This is a genomic window from Planococcus sp. TJ-201 (genome assembly GCF_058268495.1).
On the sequence record NZ_JBZDOG010000002.1, the window covers coordinates 176,544 to 195,191 of the forward strand.

Below are 18,648 nucleotides of genomic sequence, written 5' to 3' on the forward strand. Positions count from 1 at the left end.
TTCACTAATACCTAAAACTCTATATCAGATCAGTCAACTTTGTAGAAAATTTAGCTAAATTGCTTATTCTCCCACTCTATCGAATTCCCACTTATGCAGCTGTAACCTTTCATACAAAAAATGGAGTCTTATCAATCAATTTTGCATAAATAGATTGGACAGTTTTCACAATTCGTTTCTACTTTCAGGTGTTCGATCTCGTGCAGCAGTATTTTCCCTTCGTCTAATGATAGTAAGTTACGTTTTTTCAAGTCATTCAGCATCCGATTGACGACTTCTCTCGTCATTCCACAAAACTTTGCGAGTTCTTGATTTGTAAGGACCATGTCTATCAGAATGCCCTTTTCGGTTTTGATTCCGTAACTATTTGAAAGCCGTATTAAGGTTGAATATAGCGCTCCTTTTTTGCCGTGCAGCAGTAAATCACGGAACTTCGTTTGCGTTTTTTGCTGATCAATGCCCATCCATTTCATAAAAGCTATCGCTAATTGCCCATTAGACAGCAGCGCTTCTTCTAAATCACTGATTGATATGTGTGCAAAGGTGGTATCCTCAATCGCACGTGCATCGAGCATGTATTTTGGGGCGTGAGAGAAAATTGTCACTTCCCCGACCATTTGTCCCGCTCCACAAATCTTTAACGTAAGTTCACGGCCATTTGGCGTCACTTTTTCGATTTGGATTTTGCCGGAACGAATTAGAAAAACGCCGCCAATGGAGTCTCCTTCATGAAATAAATATTGATTTTTTTTTACTTCTTTGACTTGATGGCGTATCGCCAGCAATTCTTCCATTTCTGTCGATGTTTCTACTCTTTCTGTAATCGCCACTTAAACCAACCCTTCCACTTTAACTATAAATAGTCACTTATTGCTTTCTCGATAAAAATGGATAGGTTTGTGCTTTTCGGTTATTGTGTTTTAATATAAAAAATTAGACAGATCAGAATGAGAATTTTACACCTGCTCTTGAAGACTATAGTTGTTTTAAGTTTCGAACTCACTGAAAGCCTATACCCATGACCAGTAAATGTAAAGGTTATTCAAAAATCTTGCAGAAGCTTATCTATTAAACAGCCATCACACCTATAGAGAAAATACGAAGTCTAGCGTATTAACGAGAAAAGATAAAAAAGACAGCTTTGCAGCTGCCTTTTTTATCTCTATGAATCCTAGTAATTAAAGGTAAACTATATATCGTCTAGCCATTAATCTGCGCCAAGATATGCGGATCTTTTATCTTCTTGTCATTCGCCAACAAAAGAATTTTTGCCAGAATTTCCGCTGTTTTTGGGTCTTCGTCTAAAAATGGAAGGAATAGCTTGCCCCTGTGCTGGCTATGGACCGGAATAAGATAAAGCGAGCCTGTTGCCTGCTTTTGGACAGATCCACTGCCTAGATGGACTCCGTAAGAACCGAGGGTGCCTTCGATATAAGCAAAATTTTCTTTGAGGTGAACGTTTGCCGTTTGCGTCAGTCGAATGGATTCCCGTATGATTGCTTTCCTCATTTCGATTGTGGTCAAGCTTGCTTGTGGATCCACGCCGCCGACATGAGCAATGCTGATGGCCAATTCCACATCGCGCATTGTTTCTGAAAAGAGAATGGGCGGAACGTCTGCCAGTTCCAAAGCTTTGGCTGTTTTTCGTTCAAAAAACGCCACATGTTCAATCGTAGGGCTTTCAATATCTGCTGGTGAAAACCAATCAGCCATTGCATCCACTGTTGCGATAATGTTTTCTTGGTAATCTACTTTTTGCAGCCCTTCTTCGTAATGGACTGTCCACGAACGTCCTCTAAACAAAGCAAGTGCTTTTGCAGGCTGGAGCTGGTGCCCTGCATACCTTGCTGAACGGAACCTGGCTGCTTTTTCATCAGCATTCAGAATATACAACTCCCGGAACACTTGCTTGAACGGCTGTACAATCTGGCGGTCAAACAGAATCCGTTGGTACTTCTCCCACACCCCGTGCATATGCAAATCAACACAATGGGCAATCCTGACTTGATCCGTTTCTTGCAGAACATGAATCTCTCCATTTTCTTGAACGAGCTGACTGTTTCCAAGAAAACCAAAGCGATTTCCTACTTGAAAGATCAAGTTTTTAACCATAGGTTCAACGGTTGGATTTTGGATCATCCGTTCCAATTCGTTTTTGCTGAATTTGCTTTGCCTAACCATTGATTTTTCCAGTTCGGTGCGGTTACGGCGAGTTTGATTTTTCAACTCTGTGTGGATTTCTTTTAGCTTTTGTACATAGTCATTCTTTTTAAGTTTTGCGGGTAAAGAAGCAAGCTCTTTTCCGTTTTTGGCAAGTTGAAGACGGCTCTTGCCATTTTTGTCAATCACAATATAAACTTGATAGCCTTCCACTTCTACAGGGATGGTATACGGTTTGAGAGACTCTATTTTCTTTGCTTCCATAACCCAGCGCATTCTTATGGTGTCTTGGTAGCCGCCCATTTCCGCTAAGTTTTCCAAAGCGATTTCCACAACCTTTGCCTCGCTTGTCCGCCTTTGAGCTCCAAAGCTTTTGCTTTCGGTGAGAAATTGTTGGATAAATTCGTAGCGTTCCAGAATTGTTTCTTCCACATCACTAACGATTGGCAGCAAACTATAAGAAAGCAAATGCTCCTTATTGCGTTTGATTTGAGCACTTGTTTTTAATTCTTCTGGATCTAATTTTCCCATTGCAGCATCTGCGAACAATTGCGCTCTTCTATGCAAGGCACCCATTGAAATATACTTGGCGCATTGGTATAAAAGTTCAAAACGTTCTTCACCCAGTTCATCATGCGCTTCTTTGAACCACTTAAGGTCAAACGCTCCATCATTAAACTGCTCAGGGGAAATCGGGGAAAACTGGGCAATAATCGTTTCTTTTTCTGCAGATAACACTTCGTTTGTATGCGCATGAAAATACCAGATTGCTTTTTTCAATCCACTCCATCCTAAATAGTCAGCTATAAGGTCAGTCCATTGGGGAGCGTACATAGCAGCTTCCAACAAACGCTTTTCTGAAATGGGAAATTCTTTGCACATCCGAGCCAAATGGTCTGAAGTGTCTCCTTGTCGCGGATGACAACTTTTCAGCAACTGGCTCATCATATCTTTTTTGGCGTAATGCTCATCAAAAGAATAAAAATAACCGCGCGCTAAGGTATTTCCCTCCAGCGCTTTGAGGATAGAGAAGAAATACTCTACTCCTTCAAAATAGACGATCTTTTCCGCCAAACTGGAAGCCGGTGTTGGCAATTCTCCTCTTTTCAACTCAATTTCAAGCAGGCGTTCCACCAGTGTATGTTTTAGCTCTTTCAGCGCTTTGAACTTCTTGGAACGATTATCTTGTGTGAGATGATAGAGATGATGCCCATACTCTCCGCCGTCTCGCTCCAGTAATTCCCGGAAGCATTCATTTCTATCGATCAGAGCAAGGGAAAAGGCTCGATTGATTTCCTCAAGACTCGGCTGGTAACTGCGGAATTTCTTGCTGGTGTAAAGTACATATTTACTAGTAAAATAGCGTGCAAAAGAAGCATCATCCAGGGAATCTTCAGTCATCCACTCTAGCCAAGGGTGAGCCATGTATTCATACAAACCACTCTGATCTTTCCGGATTTCTTCAGGAACGGCTCGAATTAAGGTGTTTAAAATCCGGCTGGTCGCATCAAAAAAAGCCTGGCTGTCCCGGTCTTCAAAAAAGGCGGTGATGATTTCTTTGATTTGCTGCATGTATACCATTTGTTGCTGGATCCCAATGAAATCAGCTATTTTTTCCATTGGGTAAAGCGACTCAAGCAGCTCTTTTCTCCATTTGCTGGAGGCTGTGGACCGGTTGGCTTCAATTTGACAAAGCTTTACGTAATAATCGTAAACTTCTTGCAGTGAAAAAATCGCTTCCAGTTGAAACAGTTCAGAAGCCGTTGCTTTCTGTTCTTTCATATAAGATTTCCATACTTCTGCCAGCGGCAGCGAAGTGATGCCTTTTCCGTGTTCTTCTCTGTGATAAAGGTTGCCTCTGTTTATTTCCGCTCCAATCAAATAAACCTCCATTGAACCGTACCATTCCAGTTCATACGATGTATCTTTGTGCTCGAGCACCAACCCATCCAGTCCCCTTAGCAGTTCTGCAAAACGATCTTTCTCGATGCTTAAGAAATCATGCAGCAGAAGCGCTTTGATTGGAGCTTGCTCTACAAAAAAGTGAAACGTACTTTGGGGATTATACAACCCAAATCCTATTTGGGCATCATCAGGTTCTTCCGCTTTCAGCTTATCGAGCAGAAGCTGTTCTTTCTGCGTAGGCTGCGAAATAGCTAAATGCTCATTTTGAAAAAAAGAAAATTGATCTCTCTTTTTATCATGGATTTCCGTGAGGATTTCCAATCCGCCAAGGCGCAGCAATTCTTGATTGCTCGAGACAAGACGATTAATGGACTGCTGCAATGCGTTTTTCTCCAACTTCATCAATATGTTGATTGCACTTTGCCTTATAGTTCCGGTTTTTAGCTTTAACAATGCCTCTACTCGGACTATTTCGTTGGCATCCAATGACAAACGCTCAACTTTTTTCAGTGCGAGCCACCGATTTTGGCTGCTTCGGTCCGATAAACTTGAAAAAATAAAGTTTCTTTGAGTTGGATCTTCAGGATTGTGCAAAAAGTTCTCCAGGATCACGCCTTTTGTTTCGGAACTTAAAATCTCCTTGTGCGCTAAAAGTTTATTGAGTTTTTGTACATCACGATCATAGGCGATCAAGTAAAGAATTTTTCGCGCGACTGAGTCTGCAGAGTAAGAGATTTCAACACCGGTGCCCAGGTTAAAAGTGAGCGTAATTTCTTTCTTAGGAGCCGCCAAAAACATATCCATTAATGTTAAAAATTGATGATTGCGTTCACCGTTATCCCTCAATTCAGGAATGTAATTTACACCGTCGGTTATGGATTTTACATTCCGCTGTATGTTGAAAATCGTTTTGTAATCATATGTATCCGGGTAATTAGCGATTACCATTGCTTCTACCTCAGTGTTGGAGACACCTAAGTTTGCCGCGGCAACACTGTACTTTGCGGACAGGTTTTCGCTTTCGTGCATTAAATAAAGAGCAGCAACTTTCTGGTAAGACTCGCCGTTTTTCAAAACATCAGCTGCTGCAGCGGGCAACAGCTTTTCCTCTTGAACCGCAGTTGCCCATAAACTGATATACAATTCGTTTGCATTTTTACTGGTTAACCCCTCTACTCTGCGTGACTCATCAGTCAATGCCTCATGCATGAAATGAATCGTTTGTTTCAATACTCGCTTGTTTTCTACATCAAAAGCTATGCCTGTCCATACACTCATTGCACGCACGACCGAACTGAAGCGGATAAGATCGTGCTCTAAAATAACGTTCATCAAGCAGGTTGTGGCTTCCAAGCAGCCTTCATCCATCGTTTCGACAATACTCTGCCGAAGTCCCTCCTGCAATCGAGCAGCCACCAGCAGCTGGCCAAGCAGGGTATGCATTTTTTTGTCATGGCTCATGACGATGCCTTTGATCAGATTTCTGGAGACAAGGGCAATATTGTTGTCGCCAAATACAGCAAGTTGTATCTGATCCAATATTTCAGGGTTTTGCTGATCGATTTCATAGGCGATGATGTCGCTTTTGATGCTGTACTCGGCAAGTTCTGTTCTTTGTGTCAACAGCTCCGTAGAATGGAGTCCAGAAGCTGCATGTGCATAAAGCGCAAAATATTTCCAAAGAATGGTGTCCCAATGGGCCGATAACTCGTTCGTTCTAAATGGCTTTCTGTTATAGCCTGTTGTATAGGCATGGTCTGTTGCATGTTGGATGATATATGCCATTACGTCCGAATAATAGGGAGGCAGCAGCAGTTTTGTCAGGTCCTGCAGCTTTTCAATTTTCAGTTGAAAGTTTGGCGCATTTCGCCCCAGTTGTCTTTCAAATCGGCGAATGTGCGCATCGTATTTATACTCTTCCAATGTGCAGAATCTCTCCAGTCTGCGTCCTAACTCTTTGTCTGTTTCTGGTAAACTGTCGACTTTTTCTTGAAGTTCTTTCAAATACTCGTAATCAATTTTGCCATTCATCTAGCTTCCTCCTTGGGGTCACCACATTCTTCCAGCCAACATTGTCAATCGAAGAAATACCACTGTATCGTGCTGTTTCATTGCAATGGTTTGTTTGTATTCCATTATTTCCAGTTCGTTAATGAACACACGGTACAATCCATCTTCAAATGCTGCTTCGGCTTCTTGCAATGCTTTTCCCATATCCGCTTGGCGATTGTCATACGTTTCCCCAAATCCTATTTTTCCTGTAGGTTCCAGATCTCTCATTTCATTTGCAGTGAGAAATGCAGCAAGCTTGCCTTGTTCGAGAGACGCATTGTAATGCATGACGTTCTGCCTGACGATTTCTTCAACCAGCAATTGCAGCTTAGTAACTGATTCGGGCAATTTTACTTCCAGCTGGTCCACATATTTTTTTTTGGCACTTGCATTTTTTACGGTAATAAATATTTTCATGCTTTTCATTTCTCCTGTTCCGTCAATATGGTAGTCTTTTTATAATATAAAGGGGGACAAAGTTATGGCAACATTTGTATATATGATAAGGCACGGCGACTCGCCAAAAGAAGAAAATGAACAGACTAGAGGATTAACAGAAAAAGGGCAACTCGATGCAAAGATAGTAACTGCCATTTTGGAAAATGAAGAAATTGATATTGTTGTTTCCAGCCCCTATGCACGGTCAATTGCCACGGTTGAACCCTTAGCGCAGCGGTTAGGAAAAGAAATTTTAGTGGTTGAAGACTTAAAAGAAAGAGTATTTTCAACAGCTTCTGAGCGCATGGCCGACAACGAGTTGGATCCATTAGTGGAAAAATCATTTTCAGATCCGAACTATGCGTTTGACTCGGGCGAATCCAATGCCGAATGCCAAAAAAGGGCAGTAGGCGCTTTTAAAAAATTGCTAGCTTCCCATCCCGGCAGTAGTATTGCACTGGGAACCCATGGTGTTGTGATGACGTTGTTGATGGGTTTTTATGAGGAAAATTACGATTTGCAGTTTTTAAATCGCATCTCGAAACCTGATATTTATAAGATGGAGTTTGATGGGGAGGAATTAGTGAATGTTCAACGATTATGGATTGACCAATAAAAAGTTTTTATTTTGGTGTTTTGAAATAAAACCTATATTTAAATTTTATCGTAATCTGTTTGAATAATTGACATAATAATTTCATCTGAGAACTTCCCATTATAATAAAGAGAGTCTCGCAGAAATCCTTCTTTTTTGAAACCTGATTTTTCATAAGCTCGGATTCCTTGTAGGTTGTGGCTGAACACTTCCAACTGCAGACGATTCAATCGAAGTTCCTCGAAAACAAGTTTTAAGACAAGGCGAATGGCCTCCGTGCCATAACCTTGACCAGTCAGTTCCATAGCATTCATTGAAATTCTAAATCCTGCTTTTCGGTTATTTTTGTCAATATCTGTAATTGATAGCTCTCCAATCATTTGATCAGTTTCCGTTAGGCAAATGGCAAAATCATAGCGGGTTGCATCTTTCGCCACGTTTTGAATATGCTGCTGGACTTGTTCCAACGTAAATGAGTGTGTCGTTCCAGTCAGGTAGCGTATTTCTTCATTCTCTGTATTGGCCAACAGGGTCGGTGCATCTGTTTCATTTAAGGGGCGCAAGTACACCCGGTCGCTTTTGAAGTTCATATTGGTTCCCCCTGAATCTGTCCATTTACTATTTTAGCTTCTGCAATCATTTACAAGTCGTAGCTATTGCTTATAACCCAAAACTATCCCCTGTATCTGTTCATAGGGGATGGGCCCGTATTCTCTGCTGTCCCTGCCTCTCCACCACATATCCACCAAAACAAAGACCGCATTTTCTTCAACAGTGACCGACTCCATTGAAGTATTAAAATACTCTTCCATTGCATCCAAATCTACATTTTCCGAGTGGACACTCTTAAAATACTCTTCTTTTGTCATACCGAGACTTGCTGCTTCACCGTAAAAAGTATTTAGCTCGTTGCCATCAACATACACTTGCCCGTTTTGTATTTCTACAGTCTCACCAGGCAAGCCAACAAGGCGTCCCAATTGTTGTTCTCCATGATATTGGTAATAGAGGATATCTCCACGCTTCAGTGGTTCGATTTCTTCTGAAACAACAAGCTCACCATGAAAAGCGGTGAGCAAGTCGTGCTCTCCCCTGTCCATCGAATCAAACGACCATTCGATTGTGAAAGTATTATCGGTTTCCGGAACTTGGGAGAGTCTCTCTGGAGCTGGATCATCCTTCATTTCACTTGTATGTGAAAACATTTCTGGACTATTGAACACCAAAAAAGAAGAAAGCGTGATGACTCCAATTCCCAAGACACTGACGATAAATTTCGTTGGACGCCACTTTTTGTGTTTTCGTAAAGCATTTGGCAGCTTTGAAACTTCCTTGTTTGGTCGCTTTTTCATACCGCATTCCCCTTTCCGGCTTGTTACGTCTGAACTTCTACTGCTCACCCTCTTCTTTATCTGGTACCATATCGATGCTCTTTGCACGTCCAAGAACTTGCATCACGCCAATAAAGTTCTCTTGCAGCCAACCAGCTTATTGGATGAATAAACGGTTGGTCCAACTGCCACTCTTCATCCTCTGCCCAATAAAAGATGCCGCCATTAACAAATAGTTTTGCTCCATAAATAACCGAGTCTGCTTCTTCAATCTGGGGAATTACATGAAACTGTGTAACAGCTTTAAAATACAATTCAATCGCTGAAGGTTCTGGTACTTGCCGTTGGAACAGAACACAGGTGTTAGTTGACATACTCATAGAGAAATCCTCACTGACAGAAGCCTCCGTCCACATAAACAGTTCCTTAAGACAGCTGTCATGAAATCCACCAAAAAGTTCCATGAAATTTTCAATATCTGTTTGATTCTGAAGCTCATTCCAGTCCACAACTTCACATCCTTCTCTTTAGCAGGAACGACTATTTTAATCAAACCATTCTTCCGCATTCCATTGCAGATCCATTGCGCCTATGGGTGGAATGGCGATCTTACGATCATCTGAATGAATAAAGCTTACTAACGCTTTCCCATCAAGTAAATATCTCCATGAATTTATGTGAATAATACCCAGCATCTTTATTGCTAATGCAGGGTATTTAGACAAAAATGTTTGATAATGATAAAAGACCAGCAGAATGCCGGTATCCTTTGGCTCAACATCTGACAAGCAATCATTAAAAGAATCCAGATTTCCACCGTAATAAGCGGGGAAATTCAACTTTCTTGCAACTTCTTCGTGAAAAACTGCTTCATTCCAGCCGGCACAATCAAATCGGATCGTCTCGAATCCTTCAGCTTCCATTTTACTAATCTCTTTTTCTAAAATGCTTTGCTTATTATAAAGGATCAGGCTGCCATTGATCATTAGTCGTTTCCAATTTTCCGTTTGCAAGCTCATGTGTCTCCACTCTCTTCTATTTATAAAGGAAATAATTAATCTGCTTTGTTTAAATTCTCCTTTTCTCATGATTTCTCCTTTTCATTTACACATTCTTCCTGAAGAATAAAAAATAAAGATTTTATTTTAAAAGTAGTCGTTTTTTACTTTTAGTTTTAAACTAAATACAAACGATTCGGAAACGATCTGGAGTTTATAGAGGAGGAAGAGGAATGAAAGAATACAAATTTGAAAGAATTAAAGTAAAAGGCGTAGCCGGCATTTATCAAAAAATAGACGGTTACCAAGAAGTTATTCACAGACATGCTAAGGAAGGATGGGAGTTGGTGCAAGTATTCTCCCCACCTACATCCCTTTACGGCGGAGCTGCCTATATCGAAATTATATTCTCCAAAGACATGCCTTAGTTTCCTTTTCTATACAAGAATATGCAGACAAAAAGTGAGAAGATTGGCCAATTGCCTCTCCTCACTTTTTGTCTATTTATTAAACTTTAAAGGATTCAAAAATGATACAAAAAACCTGTAGTTCACCCGAAGTCGTTAGTTCTCCTCGACTGCGAGTTGGTCAATCGCCTCGCAAATTTTATATTGCAACTCCAGTCATTGAGGCTTGCAGCCAGCTTGATTTGCTGCTGTTTGAATTTAGCTTTTAAGTAAGCCCATATTGGCGTGTTTGGTAAATCTCCTCATAAAATCGGACTCAACAAGCGTGATATCCCTTCACGGAATTTAATTGTCAAGTTGCGCTTGGCATATAGCTCTTTCGTCAGTTTTCGGCAGTCTGCTGCATCTGTTTCGAACAACGACTCCAATTCTAGCGCAACTTGGCGATTGAACACCAATGCATTCATTTCAAAATTCAGGCGGAAGCTTCGGGCGTCCAAATTAGTCGTCCCAATGGTAGAAATCTCACTGTCTATGGACATTGTTTTGGAGTGGAGAAATCCACGGTCATACAAATACACATCCGCGCCGTAATCGAGCAGTTCCCCAAGAAATGACCACGATCCCCACATGACAAATGGATGGTCCGGCTTTCCTGGGATCATAATGTGCATTTTCACACCGCTCAGCAACGCCATTTTGCAGGCGTCCATGAAGCTTTTATCCGGTATGAAATACGGAGTCTGGATGTAAACTTCCCGTTCGGCCGTTAGAATCATTTTGATCATCATATTTTTTAAGTGTTCTGTATGGGAGTTCGGGCCACTTGTAACGATTTGCATGGGAGACAAGCTCTTAACCTGGTGCTGGGGAAAGCAAAATAAGTCCTCTCTTTTTTTGTGCTGGTTGGAGTAGTTCCAGTCCAAAATAAAGCGTTCCTGGATATGATGGACAACATCTCCTTGTATACGCAAATGAACATCGCGCCAATAGCCAAACTTCTTAACCTCGCCTAAATACTCTGTGCCAACATTAAAGCCGCCGATATAACCAACTTTTCCATCAATGATACAAACTTTGCGGTGGTTGCGGTTATTAACCCGGAAATTAATCAAGCCGAGAGTCGAAGGGAAGAAAATCTGCACTTCGCCGCCATTCGCAATCAATTCTTTAAAGTCGGCCTCTTTTAAACTCCTTGAACCAAATCCATCGTAAAGAAGGCGAACTTTGACCCCTGCTTTTGCCCGCTCCAACAATGCATCCAGCAGCCGCCTGCCGAGGGCATCCCGCTTGATGATATAATACTGAATATTGACCTCTTCCTGTGCACTTGCAATGTCTGCAATCATTGTATCGAACTTTTGTACACCTTCAGAAAGCACATCCATGTCATTGTAAAAACTGATCATTGAGCGGGAAGATTCCAAGTTCATGATCAACAGCTGCTTGTGTTTTTTCAGCAGTTCATTATCGTATTCCACTGCGCCGCTTTGAATGCGTTCGATTTGAGAGTTAATTTGCCGAGAGTGATAGGACTGTTCTTCTTCACTTAACTTATAGAAATTCCTATCTTTTAACAGTCGCCCGAAAAACAAGTAGACAATAAAGCCAAGAACCGGCAAGAAAAACAAAACCAGCAGCCATGCCCAGGCAGCACCGGCATCACGCCGTTCACTAAAAATAACGACAATCGCCAATGCAATATTCAATAGGATTATACCAGTCAGCGTCCAGCTAAAAATGATCGACCAATCCATCTCTCCACCCCTTTCGCTATGTCCCATTCCTATTCTCTAAATATCCAAATAGTCCTCTTTATAAAAAGGAAAAAGCGATAGAAGAAATTTATATCCTCTATCGCTTTTTAGTTAGAAAATCCTCAAGGTTCTTTAAAACCAAAAAAAGCTGTAAATACAATAAAAATATAAATTCCCAATCCACATGCATTAAACGAAACTAAATAAAGTCTGGCATTTCCTTTAACGCCGAGCAGCCCCAAAACGATTCCAGCGACACCAAAAACAAGCGGCAAATAAAAGTTAATACCGAAAATAAAAACCAAAAGGTCAAAGCCGCCAGGAGATGCAGGGAGTGCAAATGGCAAGATCATTAAAGCAAAACAAATTGCAGATAGTGTAGAGTAGAATTTTTTCAGCAAAATCTCCCCCTTCTAATTTATTAAAATTCCTGGCTCCATTCGTAATCCTCCAGCATTTCTCCTGTTTCGGCAATATAAGAAACATTCAACTTTCCATGCTCTAACACTCCTTCAGTTTGTAATAAAGAAATAAACTCGGTGAAAAGCATTTTATCTTCGCTCTTTCTTTCTCATGGTAAAGTAAGACGAATAACGGGAGACAGGTTATTGTTTTTGTAACTTCCGGGATTGAATTGTTGGGAACATCCCGAGCCTTTGCCGCATATTCAAATTCGAAGTTTCCCATGTTGTCATACAAAGCATCGTATATCTCAAAATCGTTGTTAAAATTCTCGGCCAAGTAGAGCTCCGCTTCTTCTCTAATCTGTGCTTCTCGGTCTGCATCTGGCTGCATACTTAGGTAGAACATGATGACAAACACCCCAATACCGAAAGCAATCACACTTAAAATCACTAAAACAATTTTGATCAGTTTTTTCACTTTGGAAGCCTCCAATATCGGTAAATGGGATGTATCCTTCTTCATAAGAAAAAATAAATCGCTTTCACTCTATAGAACGAAAAGACTCTCTTTTGGTTCTTCTTTTTAGAAAATTTCAAAACTATTTGAAATATATACTATTGAAAAAGAAAAACCATTTGAGAACTCAAACAGTTTTTCTACTAATTATGTATGGCTTTACTGCTTTTCTTTTGGTAATCGTTTGAATGACAAACCTTGCTAGCTGAAGCCCAATCCCTATTATAAATGCAATGGTGGAACCAGTATTGAAATATACGATTACAAGAACCAATCCAATTAAATATGTTGTCCATGCTAGTTTCATAACTAAAATTCCTTTCTCCAATCGCTTAAAATGTTATGCAGCTTATATTAACTAGACAATTTGATTTAGTTCTTCATCAGTTCATCTGGGGTCTCTTTAACAAATACCTTGGCGGCGATCCAAAGGCTTGTTCCGCTTCAAAATATGCCACCTGGAACACATGAAACATTAGGTGAAACCAATTCATGCAGCACTCTTTCCTGCACCTTCCTATCAAAGAATGATTTCGCAATCACTTCCTCTACTGCCTTCATCATTTTGAACCCTTCTTTTCCTTTTTTTCTTTTGTACCCTTGTTTTCTTTTTCCAACCAAAATTCCGGACCTATAACATCGGATAACCAAAATAATACATCTTGTTCGTGATTGTCAGTTTCTAATTCGCGAATGGGACCCGGTCTAAATAAATAATCGCCTTGTTGAATTTTTTCTTCAGCCACGTAGTCTTTAAAGTGGTAGGCTCCATATCCTTGTACTGTATTTGTCTCGGATCTGTGCGGCTCTTCTCTTATAGACAAGTGAACCTCTGCCAAATAGGTAAAAAACCTGGAAATTGACAAGTACCCTTCCGCATTACCAACAAAAGAAACGCCGTGTTTATCGACTTTCACTTCCATTTTTGCTTTCTCAGAAAAATAGGGATCAAATGAAATATTCTGTTCCTTTTTTGCTTTCTTGTTCTTTTTGTTTTTCGACATTCCTTGCATCTCCTTAAAACCAGTGATCTTGGTAGATTTATCTTACTTGTACATAGGTTTCTGAACTCAAGAATTTAAAACTCGCTCTTTTCATCTTCTGCTGGATAAATGTACATATCCACTGTAATTGTTGTTCCCGTTAAATAACAAAATCTAATGATCTCTTCTTCAAATCCTATATAAGGAGCTTCTTCACCATATACACTGGGGACAACCACCAGTATAAAATTCACATCGTATTGTTCTTTGATTTGTTTGAGCAGTGGAATTTTGTTTTTTAAATGTTTGATGGTATCCCCGCATTGAGCTTCTGCATCCAATCTTTCAATAGCAGATTTTTCTGCACTCCATGAAGAAAAAAGAAACTTGGATCCATCCTTTCTTTTATCTCCATAAGCCCAACTGCTGAAAGCATGGATACCCAGCAGATTTGAGATATCTTCTGGATTAAACATGCCTTTAGGATAAGAAGTTAAACCACCTTGTGCAATTTCTCCATTGCTCTCAATTGCAAAGTACGTGTAGCTGTTGGTTTCTTCCATTGTGCACCCCTCTATAATTATTCAATTGACTTGCATCTTACTTATCAGTTAGCAAAACTAGTAGCCGGCGACGCTATTTTCAATTTCGATTAAAAACTGCAGCATGGCCTGTTTTAATTGCTCTACACCTGGTTGCTCAATTGGAAAGTGACCTGCTCCTTCTAACATCACATATCTTTTTTTACACTTTAATCTGTCATAAAAAGGCTTGCTTAAGTTAAATGGCGTCATCGGGTCTATTTCAGGATGTGCAAGTAATATGGGGCAGACATCAAAGAGTTCGGGCTCAATCAATGGCTTTGTATTTAAAAAAGTTCTTAGAATCGCAGAGTCACTTTTGTTCCAGCAGCTAGAGGATCGTTCATAATTAATGTTGTCAGTTCTTTATTATTTGTAATGAACTCCATTTTTGATACTTTTTTAACTGGTATGTGAAACCCATCTAACGCCTATGGAAAGCCATCCATCGCAATTTTGCCAGCGCGGCTTATTATCTTGTTAGGAGCTATTTGGTCACGAACTTTTGGATCGCTAGTGTCCACAAACGTCGTTACAATCAACCCTTTGACTCGATTGCTCATACACGCTGCCTGGTATCCAAGCATGCCTCCGATACTGGCTCCCAGTACAACAATGGGTTTACAGTCTCTCCTGAACTCCTGTTCGACGAATTCCGTTACTATCTTTACCCAATCCCGGTACTCCATGGATTGGGAAGGTTCAGTATAGCTGAGTCCAAAAGGTGGAAGATCTGGGGAGACTGTATCATACCCTAGCCGTTGTAGCATGTGGGCATAAGGTGCCAAAAGTCTGCCGTTCCCGCCTGCTCCATGAAGTAATACAACCTTGATTTTTGAACTTGAAACCGGCATTCTATCCAAATGGATGTGATAATCGTTCCAATGCCACCATCTTTCGACAGGCATGTTGTTGACAGTTATTTGCATTTCTTCTGGAAAGAATTGCTGATATTTTTCCCAGTATTTTTCGTTTTTATTATAAGTTATATTTTTAATACTTGAGCACACTGGCTTCTCCTCCAAACTTTATTCCAATGGCCTGTATTCACTCTTCAAACATCTGATTATCTATTTGATTTTGATGAAATAGAATCATTCTTATGTTAAAATTCAAATAAATCAGTTTTTTACAAACATTCTAGTTTTAAGTAGATTATAACTTATACCTCTATTTTAATTCAGCGAAAGGACGTGAATGAAAGATGTGGATGTTTTCAATTCCTATAGCCGCACTTGTAGCTTTTGGAGTATTAATAGAATGGAAGCGCAAAAAAAGAAATGAATATTCCTACACCGGAAACAGCATTCACAATAAGCCCGGAGAAAGTTCAAATTATAAAATGGGAGACAATAATTATACGAGTGGAGGAGAATAATAGTTAGAGTGAGTAGTTGGTTAAAGACTAAAATCTTAACTAATGAGATGCATTCGGCCAGTAACTTAAATACTTTCAATAATTTCTAAAATGGATTTTATAAAAAAACAAGCCGACTTGGGAATGCCCTTTAAAGTTAGATTTAAACTCTAACTTTCGGAATGCATCACCCTACTGGCTTGTTTTAGTTCTCTGTTGCTCTTGTTGTTTGAGAACATGTTGCCTTATTGTCCAATTTAAAAATGGAATTCTGGTTAAAACTAATCTAGCGAAACAAATTTCGGTCCGGCTAAGATTAAAGAGATGCACTTTTGCTTGTTCTTATTTTTACTATTTTTTAACATTCTTCCAACGTTTACTTGACCGGCACAAATCCCGTGTCCTCCACTAATTGTTGCCCTTCTTCAGAAAGCATCCATTCAATAAATGGCTGCACGTTTGGATTTTTAGTTCCTGCGGTTATTGCATAAAATTCAGAAGTCAATGGATATTCGCCTGTGCGAATATTTTCGAGGCTTGGCTCACTGCCATCAATTGATAGTAACTTAATTTTGTCATTTTGAACCATCTCGACAGAATAGAATCGGAAAGTATAGCCAATGGCATTTTTATAGTTGCGATAGCTTGCTACTTCCTCTATCATTCCCTCCATTCCTCCAGCAATTTCTTCCGTTTCAGGTTCCTGAATTTCCTGCTCTTCCATAAATTTAATAAACATAGTTTGGCTTCCGCTATCCTCTGGTCGTTGAAAAGGACGGATTTCGTCGTTTCTTCCACCAAGTTCTTCCCAATTTTCAAATTCCCCTGAGTAAATTCCTTGGATCTCCTCACTGGATAAATCATCTATGAGATTTCGAGAATTAATGAAAAACACAAAGGCTTCTCGGCCAATCGGTGTTAAATTCAATTCAATGCCCGCTTCTTTTGCCGCCTGTTTCTGGCCACTAGATGGTTCTGCCGCAAAAATTACATCAACATTCCCCTCGATAAGCCGACTATAGGCTGAAGGCGTTGTTGTGGTAGCGACAGGGCCTCTATACGGATCATAAGTCTTCTTTGGATATGTAGCCTCAGCAAATGCTGCAAACAATGGATATAGCGCCGTTGCCCCGTCCAAAATCGGGACTTCTCCTTCTATTTGGAATGAGGATTTCTGATTCAATCTCGCCAGTTTTTCATTTTCTTTAAACGGTTCATAGGCATAGAGATCTACTTCTGCATCACTCACTTTTTCAAAACTTTCTTTGTAATAATGAGGAATTGCGAAGGCCGCTCCACCCGCTAAAACTAATGAAATCCAAATCACTGTTTTTTTTCCGTTTCTCTTTTCCATGAGAAAAATAAAGAAAATAATTAGTGAAATAATGATTGCGCCAAAGAGGCCAACTAACTGGGTATCCCCTGTGTTTAAAATATGAAGTAATCCACCAAAAAATACAAAAAGAATTCCAATTATTATCATAATTCCTGCTATAGCTTTTGCAAATATATTCATCTTACGCCTCCAATAATTATGTATTCAATCGAGTTTCGTTTTAAAATCATGACTCTTTTGCAGGATATCTGTTCTAAAAGCATGTTCTTATTTTTACAGTAAATAAAATAGATTTTCTATATTGAATTGCCTTTTAATCAGTTTCTTTGATCTGCATGTTTATGCCCAACCTTCCCTTCTCTACCAGAACCATGATGATGGTTTCGCTTCCAACCTTACTAACGTGAGTGAAAGCATTCTTTTCCTTTTTTATTCAAAATAATTAATTAAAAAAAGGTTATAATTGGAGGATTTTACAGACAATTAGGAAAAGAAGTTTGCTTAATCATACTTCTTCTCTACTTGTTTTTCTATGTCTTTTTAAAATTAAATTCCAAGCACTCTTTAGTATTTGAGGCTGGTGTTAATTGTGCTTAACAACGGAGATGCACATTAAATTGGTTTTACTTGTTCGCAATCAGTGAAACTTTAACTAGCATGAGAACGTAATAATAATGGAGGTGAGAGGATGAAAACTGAATTAAGGTATTTTGATATTGCTGACAACGAATATCTTTTTCCAGAAGCAATTGCATCAGATGGTTTTATATTTATTCCAAACAATGGAGATACCCTATTTCACAATGGATGGGGTTACATAGTTAGTAGTCGTGAGTACAACTATGAAGCTGGAACAACAAAGATTAAAATTGTTTGTATGCGTGAAAGAAAAAAACGGAAATAGTTTCCCAATTTAATTGAAGACTAGTAGCTGTTTTTAATAAATCTTGTAAACTACTAACAATGGCCAGGTAAAGGATTTCCCTAAACCTGGCCATTCTCGTACCTGATTATAAGTTCATTTAAAAAGAGTAAAATCCAATACTAAAATCATCGGACTGAACTTCACAGGTTCGCCTCTCATTTTACATTTGCCTCTTTTTATAAAACAGCTTTACTTTGTTTTCTATTTTGCTTGAACAGGTTTAAAATCTGCAACCCATCACTTGGAAGTCCCCCTAAAAATGCTGGGTAAGTAAACGGAATTAATGGCGTTATAAATAGAAATAGACTAGCACCTGCAAGGTTGATGAAAATGTTTCCTGCCACACCAGAAAAAAACTGGGAGGTAAAGTAAAGTATTAGGAAACCTACTAATGAAGCAATTGGTCCACCCGCCAGTTCCCAAAATCTTTGTTTTGGAGTAATTCGCGGCAGTTCCTCAGGGTTCGAAGTACGGCAGAACGCTGAAATCGCAATTGTCAAATAGCAGGTAATTCTCCCAAGCTTGAGTTTCAGTTTTTTCTCTTTGCTGGATGAACCAAAATAAATTTCTGCCTTCGCTTTTTGATTCTGCATAATTGTTGCGATGGCATGGCCCATTTCATGAATTAAGAGAACTATATTGATAATCAGCAGAACAGTAAAAATTTCTAAAACCATCAATGTACTAACCTCCATTTTCTTTGGGTGATCGTCGTCGACATATTTTTTGAAAACTAAGTTATCTGTCACTTCCTATTCTTTACTACGATGGAAAATACTAAAAGATTCATTTTTGAACAAATTTCCCAATTTAGATCATATAAGTTTATTTCCGAAATTTTTTCAAACTAACTTAACTCGAATATCGAAAAAGATCAGCCAAGCGCTATAAAGTTCATAGTG

General features: G+C 39.5%; 18 protein-coding genes. 3 read left to right on the forward strand and 15 right to left on the reverse strand.

The genetic code is table 11. The annotated features are described in order from the left end of the window. Positions 1 to 131: 131 nt before the first annotated feature. From AC4EG4_RS06610 to AC4EG4_RS06620, 3 genes are all read right to left on the reverse strand, one after another. Positions 132 to 794: a Crp/Fnr family transcriptional regulator gene (locus tag AC4EG4_RS06610; RefSeq protein ID WP_490987511.1), complete on the reverse strand. Its 663-nt coding sequence runs from the start codon at positions 792 to 794 to the stop codon at positions 132 to 134. A gap of 406 nt (positions 795 to 1,200) precedes the next feature. Then, positions 1,201 to 6,096 (reverse strand): DUF4132 domain-containing protein, encoded by a 4,896-nt coding sequence (locus AC4EG4_RS06615; protein WP_490987328.1) that lies wholly within the window; start codon positions 6,094 to 6,096, stop codon positions 1,201 to 1,203. A gap of 18 nt (positions 6,097 to 6,114) precedes the next feature. Further along, positions 6,115 to 6,534: a hypothetical protein gene (locus tag AC4EG4_RS06620; RefSeq protein WP_490987329.1), complete on the reverse strand. Its 420-nt coding sequence runs from the start codon at positions 6,532 to 6,534 to the stop codon at positions 6,115 to 6,117. Positions 6,535 to 6,598: 64 nt separating this feature from the next. Between AC4EG4_RS06620 and AC4EG4_RS06625 the strand changes: the two genes are divergently transcribed. After that, positions 6,599 to 7,171, forward strand: a complete 573-nt coding sequence (locus AC4EG4_RS06625; protein ID WP_490987330.1) for a histidine phosphatase family protein — start codon at positions 6,599 to 6,601, stop codon at positions 7,169 to 7,171. Positions 7,172 to 7,209: 38 nt separating this feature from the next. On the opposite strand, the gene AC4EG4_RS06630 is transcribed toward AC4EG4_RS06625, so the two are convergent. From AC4EG4_RS06630 to AC4EG4_RS06645, 4 genes are all read right to left on the reverse strand, one after another. Then, positions 7,210 to 7,740: a GNAT family N-acetyltransferase gene (locus tag AC4EG4_RS06630; RefSeq protein ID WP_490987331.1), complete on the reverse strand. Its 531-nt coding sequence runs from the start codon at positions 7,738 to 7,740 to the stop codon at positions 7,210 to 7,212. A gap of 63 nt (positions 7,741 to 7,803) precedes the next feature. Then, positions 7,804 to 8,502 (reverse strand): signal peptidase I, encoded by a 699-nt coding sequence (lepB, locus tag AC4EG4_RS06635; protein WP_490987332.1) that lies wholly within the window; start codon positions 8,500 to 8,502, stop codon positions 7,804 to 7,806. A gap of 56 nt (positions 8,503 to 8,558) precedes the next feature. Then, a complete protein-coding gene (locus AC4EG4_RS06640) occupies positions 8,559 to 8,990 on the reverse strand; it encodes a hypothetical protein (protein ID WP_490987333.1) in 432 nt (143 codons plus the stop codon). Positions 8,991 to 9,026: 36 nt separating this feature from the next. After that, positions 9,027 to 9,569 (reverse strand): barstar family protein, encoded by a 543-nt coding sequence (locus AC4EG4_RS06645; RefSeq protein WP_490987334.1) that lies wholly within the window; start codon positions 9,567 to 9,569, stop codon positions 9,027 to 9,029. Between the two features lie 143 nt (positions 9,570 to 9,712). On the opposite strand from AC4EG4_RS06645, the gene AC4EG4_RS06650 reads away from it, so the two are divergent. Next, entirely contained in the window at positions 9,713 to 9,907 is a 195-nt protein-coding gene (locus AC4EG4_RS06650; protein WP_490987335.1) for a DUF4177 domain-containing protein, read from the forward strand. A gap of 281 nt (positions 9,908 to 10,188) precedes the next feature. Here AC4EG4_RS06650 and cls read toward each other — a convergent pair whose 3' ends face one another. From cls to AC4EG4_RS06685, 7 genes are all read right to left on the reverse strand, one after another. Then, positions 10,189 to 11,643: a cardiolipin synthase gene (cls, locus tag AC4EG4_RS06655; protein WP_490987336.1), complete on the reverse strand. Its 1,455-nt coding sequence runs from the start codon at positions 11,641 to 11,643 to the stop codon at positions 10,189 to 10,191. 122 nt (positions 11,644 to 11,765) lie between these two features. Next, on the reverse strand, positions 11,766 to 12,044 hold the full coding sequence (locus tag AC4EG4_RS06660) for a hypothetical protein (protein WP_490987337.1): 279 nt from the start codon (positions 12,042 to 12,044) through the stop codon (positions 11,766 to 11,768). A 100-nt stretch (positions 12,045 to 12,144) separates the two neighbouring features. Beyond that, entirely contained in the window at positions 12,145 to 12,525 is a 381-nt protein-coding gene (locus AC4EG4_RS06665; RefSeq protein WP_490987338.1) for a hypothetical protein, read from the reverse strand. Between the two features lie 599 nt (positions 12,526 to 13,124). Next, a complete protein-coding gene (locus tag AC4EG4_RS06670) occupies positions 13,125 to 13,568 on the reverse strand; it encodes a hypothetical protein (protein WP_490987339.1) in 444 nt (147 codons plus the stop codon). 74 nt (positions 13,569 to 13,642) lie between these two features. Continuing rightward, entirely contained in the window at positions 13,643 to 14,110 is a 468-nt protein-coding gene (locus AC4EG4_RS06675) for a DUF4279 domain-containing protein (RefSeq protein ID WP_490987340.1), read from the reverse strand. Positions 14,111 to 14,559: 449 nt separating this feature from the next. Then, positions 14,560 to 15,138 carry an alpha/beta hydrolase gene (locus tag AC4EG4_RS06680; RefSeq protein WP_490987341.1) on the reverse strand — a complete coding sequence of 193 codons (579 nt, stop codon included), beginning with the start codon at positions 15,136 to 15,138 and terminating at the stop codon, positions 14,560 to 14,562. 723 nt (positions 15,139 to 15,861) lie between these two features. Next, positions 15,862 to 17,001, reverse strand: coding sequence for a PstS family phosphate ABC transporter substrate-binding protein (locus tag AC4EG4_RS06685; protein WP_490987342.1), 1,140 nt, complete (start codon positions 16,999 to 17,001; stop codon positions 15,862 to 15,864). 508 nt (positions 17,002 to 17,509) lie between these two features. On the opposite strand from AC4EG4_RS06685, the gene AC4EG4_RS06690 reads away from it, so the two are divergent. Continuing rightward, positions 17,510 to 17,725 (forward strand): hypothetical protein, encoded by a 216-nt coding sequence (locus tag AC4EG4_RS06690; protein ID WP_490987343.1) that lies wholly within the window; start codon positions 17,510 to 17,512, stop codon positions 17,723 to 17,725. A gap of 197 nt (positions 17,726 to 17,922) precedes the next feature. On the opposite strand, the gene AC4EG4_RS06695 is transcribed toward AC4EG4_RS06690, so the two are convergent. Further along, positions 17,923 to 18,423: a site-2 protease family protein gene (locus AC4EG4_RS06695; protein ID WP_490987512.1), complete on the reverse strand. Its 501-nt coding sequence runs from the start codon at positions 18,421 to 18,423 to the stop codon at positions 17,923 to 17,925. Positions 18,424 to 18,648: the final 225 nt, after the last annotated feature.

Excerpts from the sequence above, each read along its gene's own strand:
- AC4EG4_RS06610 (WP_490987511.1), bottom strand. The coding sequence starts at position 794 with ATGGAAGAATTGCTGGCGATACGCCATCAAGTCAAAGAAGTAAAAAAA.
- AC4EG4_RS06615 (WP_490987328.1), bottom strand. The coding sequence starts at position 6,096 with ATGAATGGCAAAATTGATTACGAGTATTTGAAAGAACTTCAAGAAAAA.
- AC4EG4_RS06620 (WP_490987329.1), bottom strand. The coding sequence starts at position 6,534 with ATGAAAATATTTATTACCGTAAAAAATGCAAGTGCCAAAAAAAAATAT.
- AC4EG4_RS06625 (WP_490987330.1), top strand. The coding sequence starts at position 6,599 with ATGGCAACATTTGTATATATGATAAGGCACGGCGACTCGCCAAAAGAA.
- AC4EG4_RS06630 (WP_490987331.1), bottom strand. The coding sequence starts at position 7,740 with ATGAACTTCAAAAGCGACCGGGTGTACTTGCGCCCCTTAAATGAAACA.
- lepB (WP_490987332.1), bottom strand. The coding sequence starts at position 8,502 with ATGAAAAAGCGACCAAACAAGGAAGTTTCAAAGCTGCCAAATGCTTTA.
- AC4EG4_RS06645 (WP_490987334.1), bottom strand. The coding sequence starts at position 9,569 with ATGAGAAAAGGAGAATTTAAACAAAGCAGATTAATTATTTCCTTTATA.
- AC4EG4_RS06650 (WP_490987335.1), top strand. The coding sequence starts at position 9,713 with ATGAAAGAATACAAATTTGAAAGAATTAAAGTAAAAGGCGTAGCCGGC.
- cls (WP_490987336.1), bottom strand. The coding sequence starts at position 11,643 with ATGGATTGGTCGATCATTTTTAGCTGGACGCTGACTGGTATAATCCTA.
- AC4EG4_RS06670 (WP_490987339.1), bottom strand. The coding sequence starts at position 13,568 with ATGTCGAAAAACAAAAAGAACAAGAAAGCAAAAAAGGAACAGAATATT.
- AC4EG4_RS06675 (WP_490987340.1), bottom strand. The coding sequence starts at position 14,110 with ATGGAAGAAACCAACAGCTACACGTACTTTGCAATTGAGAGCAATGGA.
- AC4EG4_RS06685 (WP_490987342.1), bottom strand. The coding sequence starts at position 17,001 with ATGAATATATTTGCAAAAGCTATAGCAGGAATTATGATAATAATTGGA.
- AC4EG4_RS06690 (WP_490987343.1), top strand. The coding sequence starts at position 17,510 with ATGAAAACTGAATTAAGGTATTTTGATATTGCTGACAACGAATATCTT.
- AC4EG4_RS06695 (WP_490987512.1), bottom strand. The coding sequence starts at position 18,423 with ATGGTTTTAGAAATTTTTACTGTTCTGCTGATTATCAATATAGTTCTC.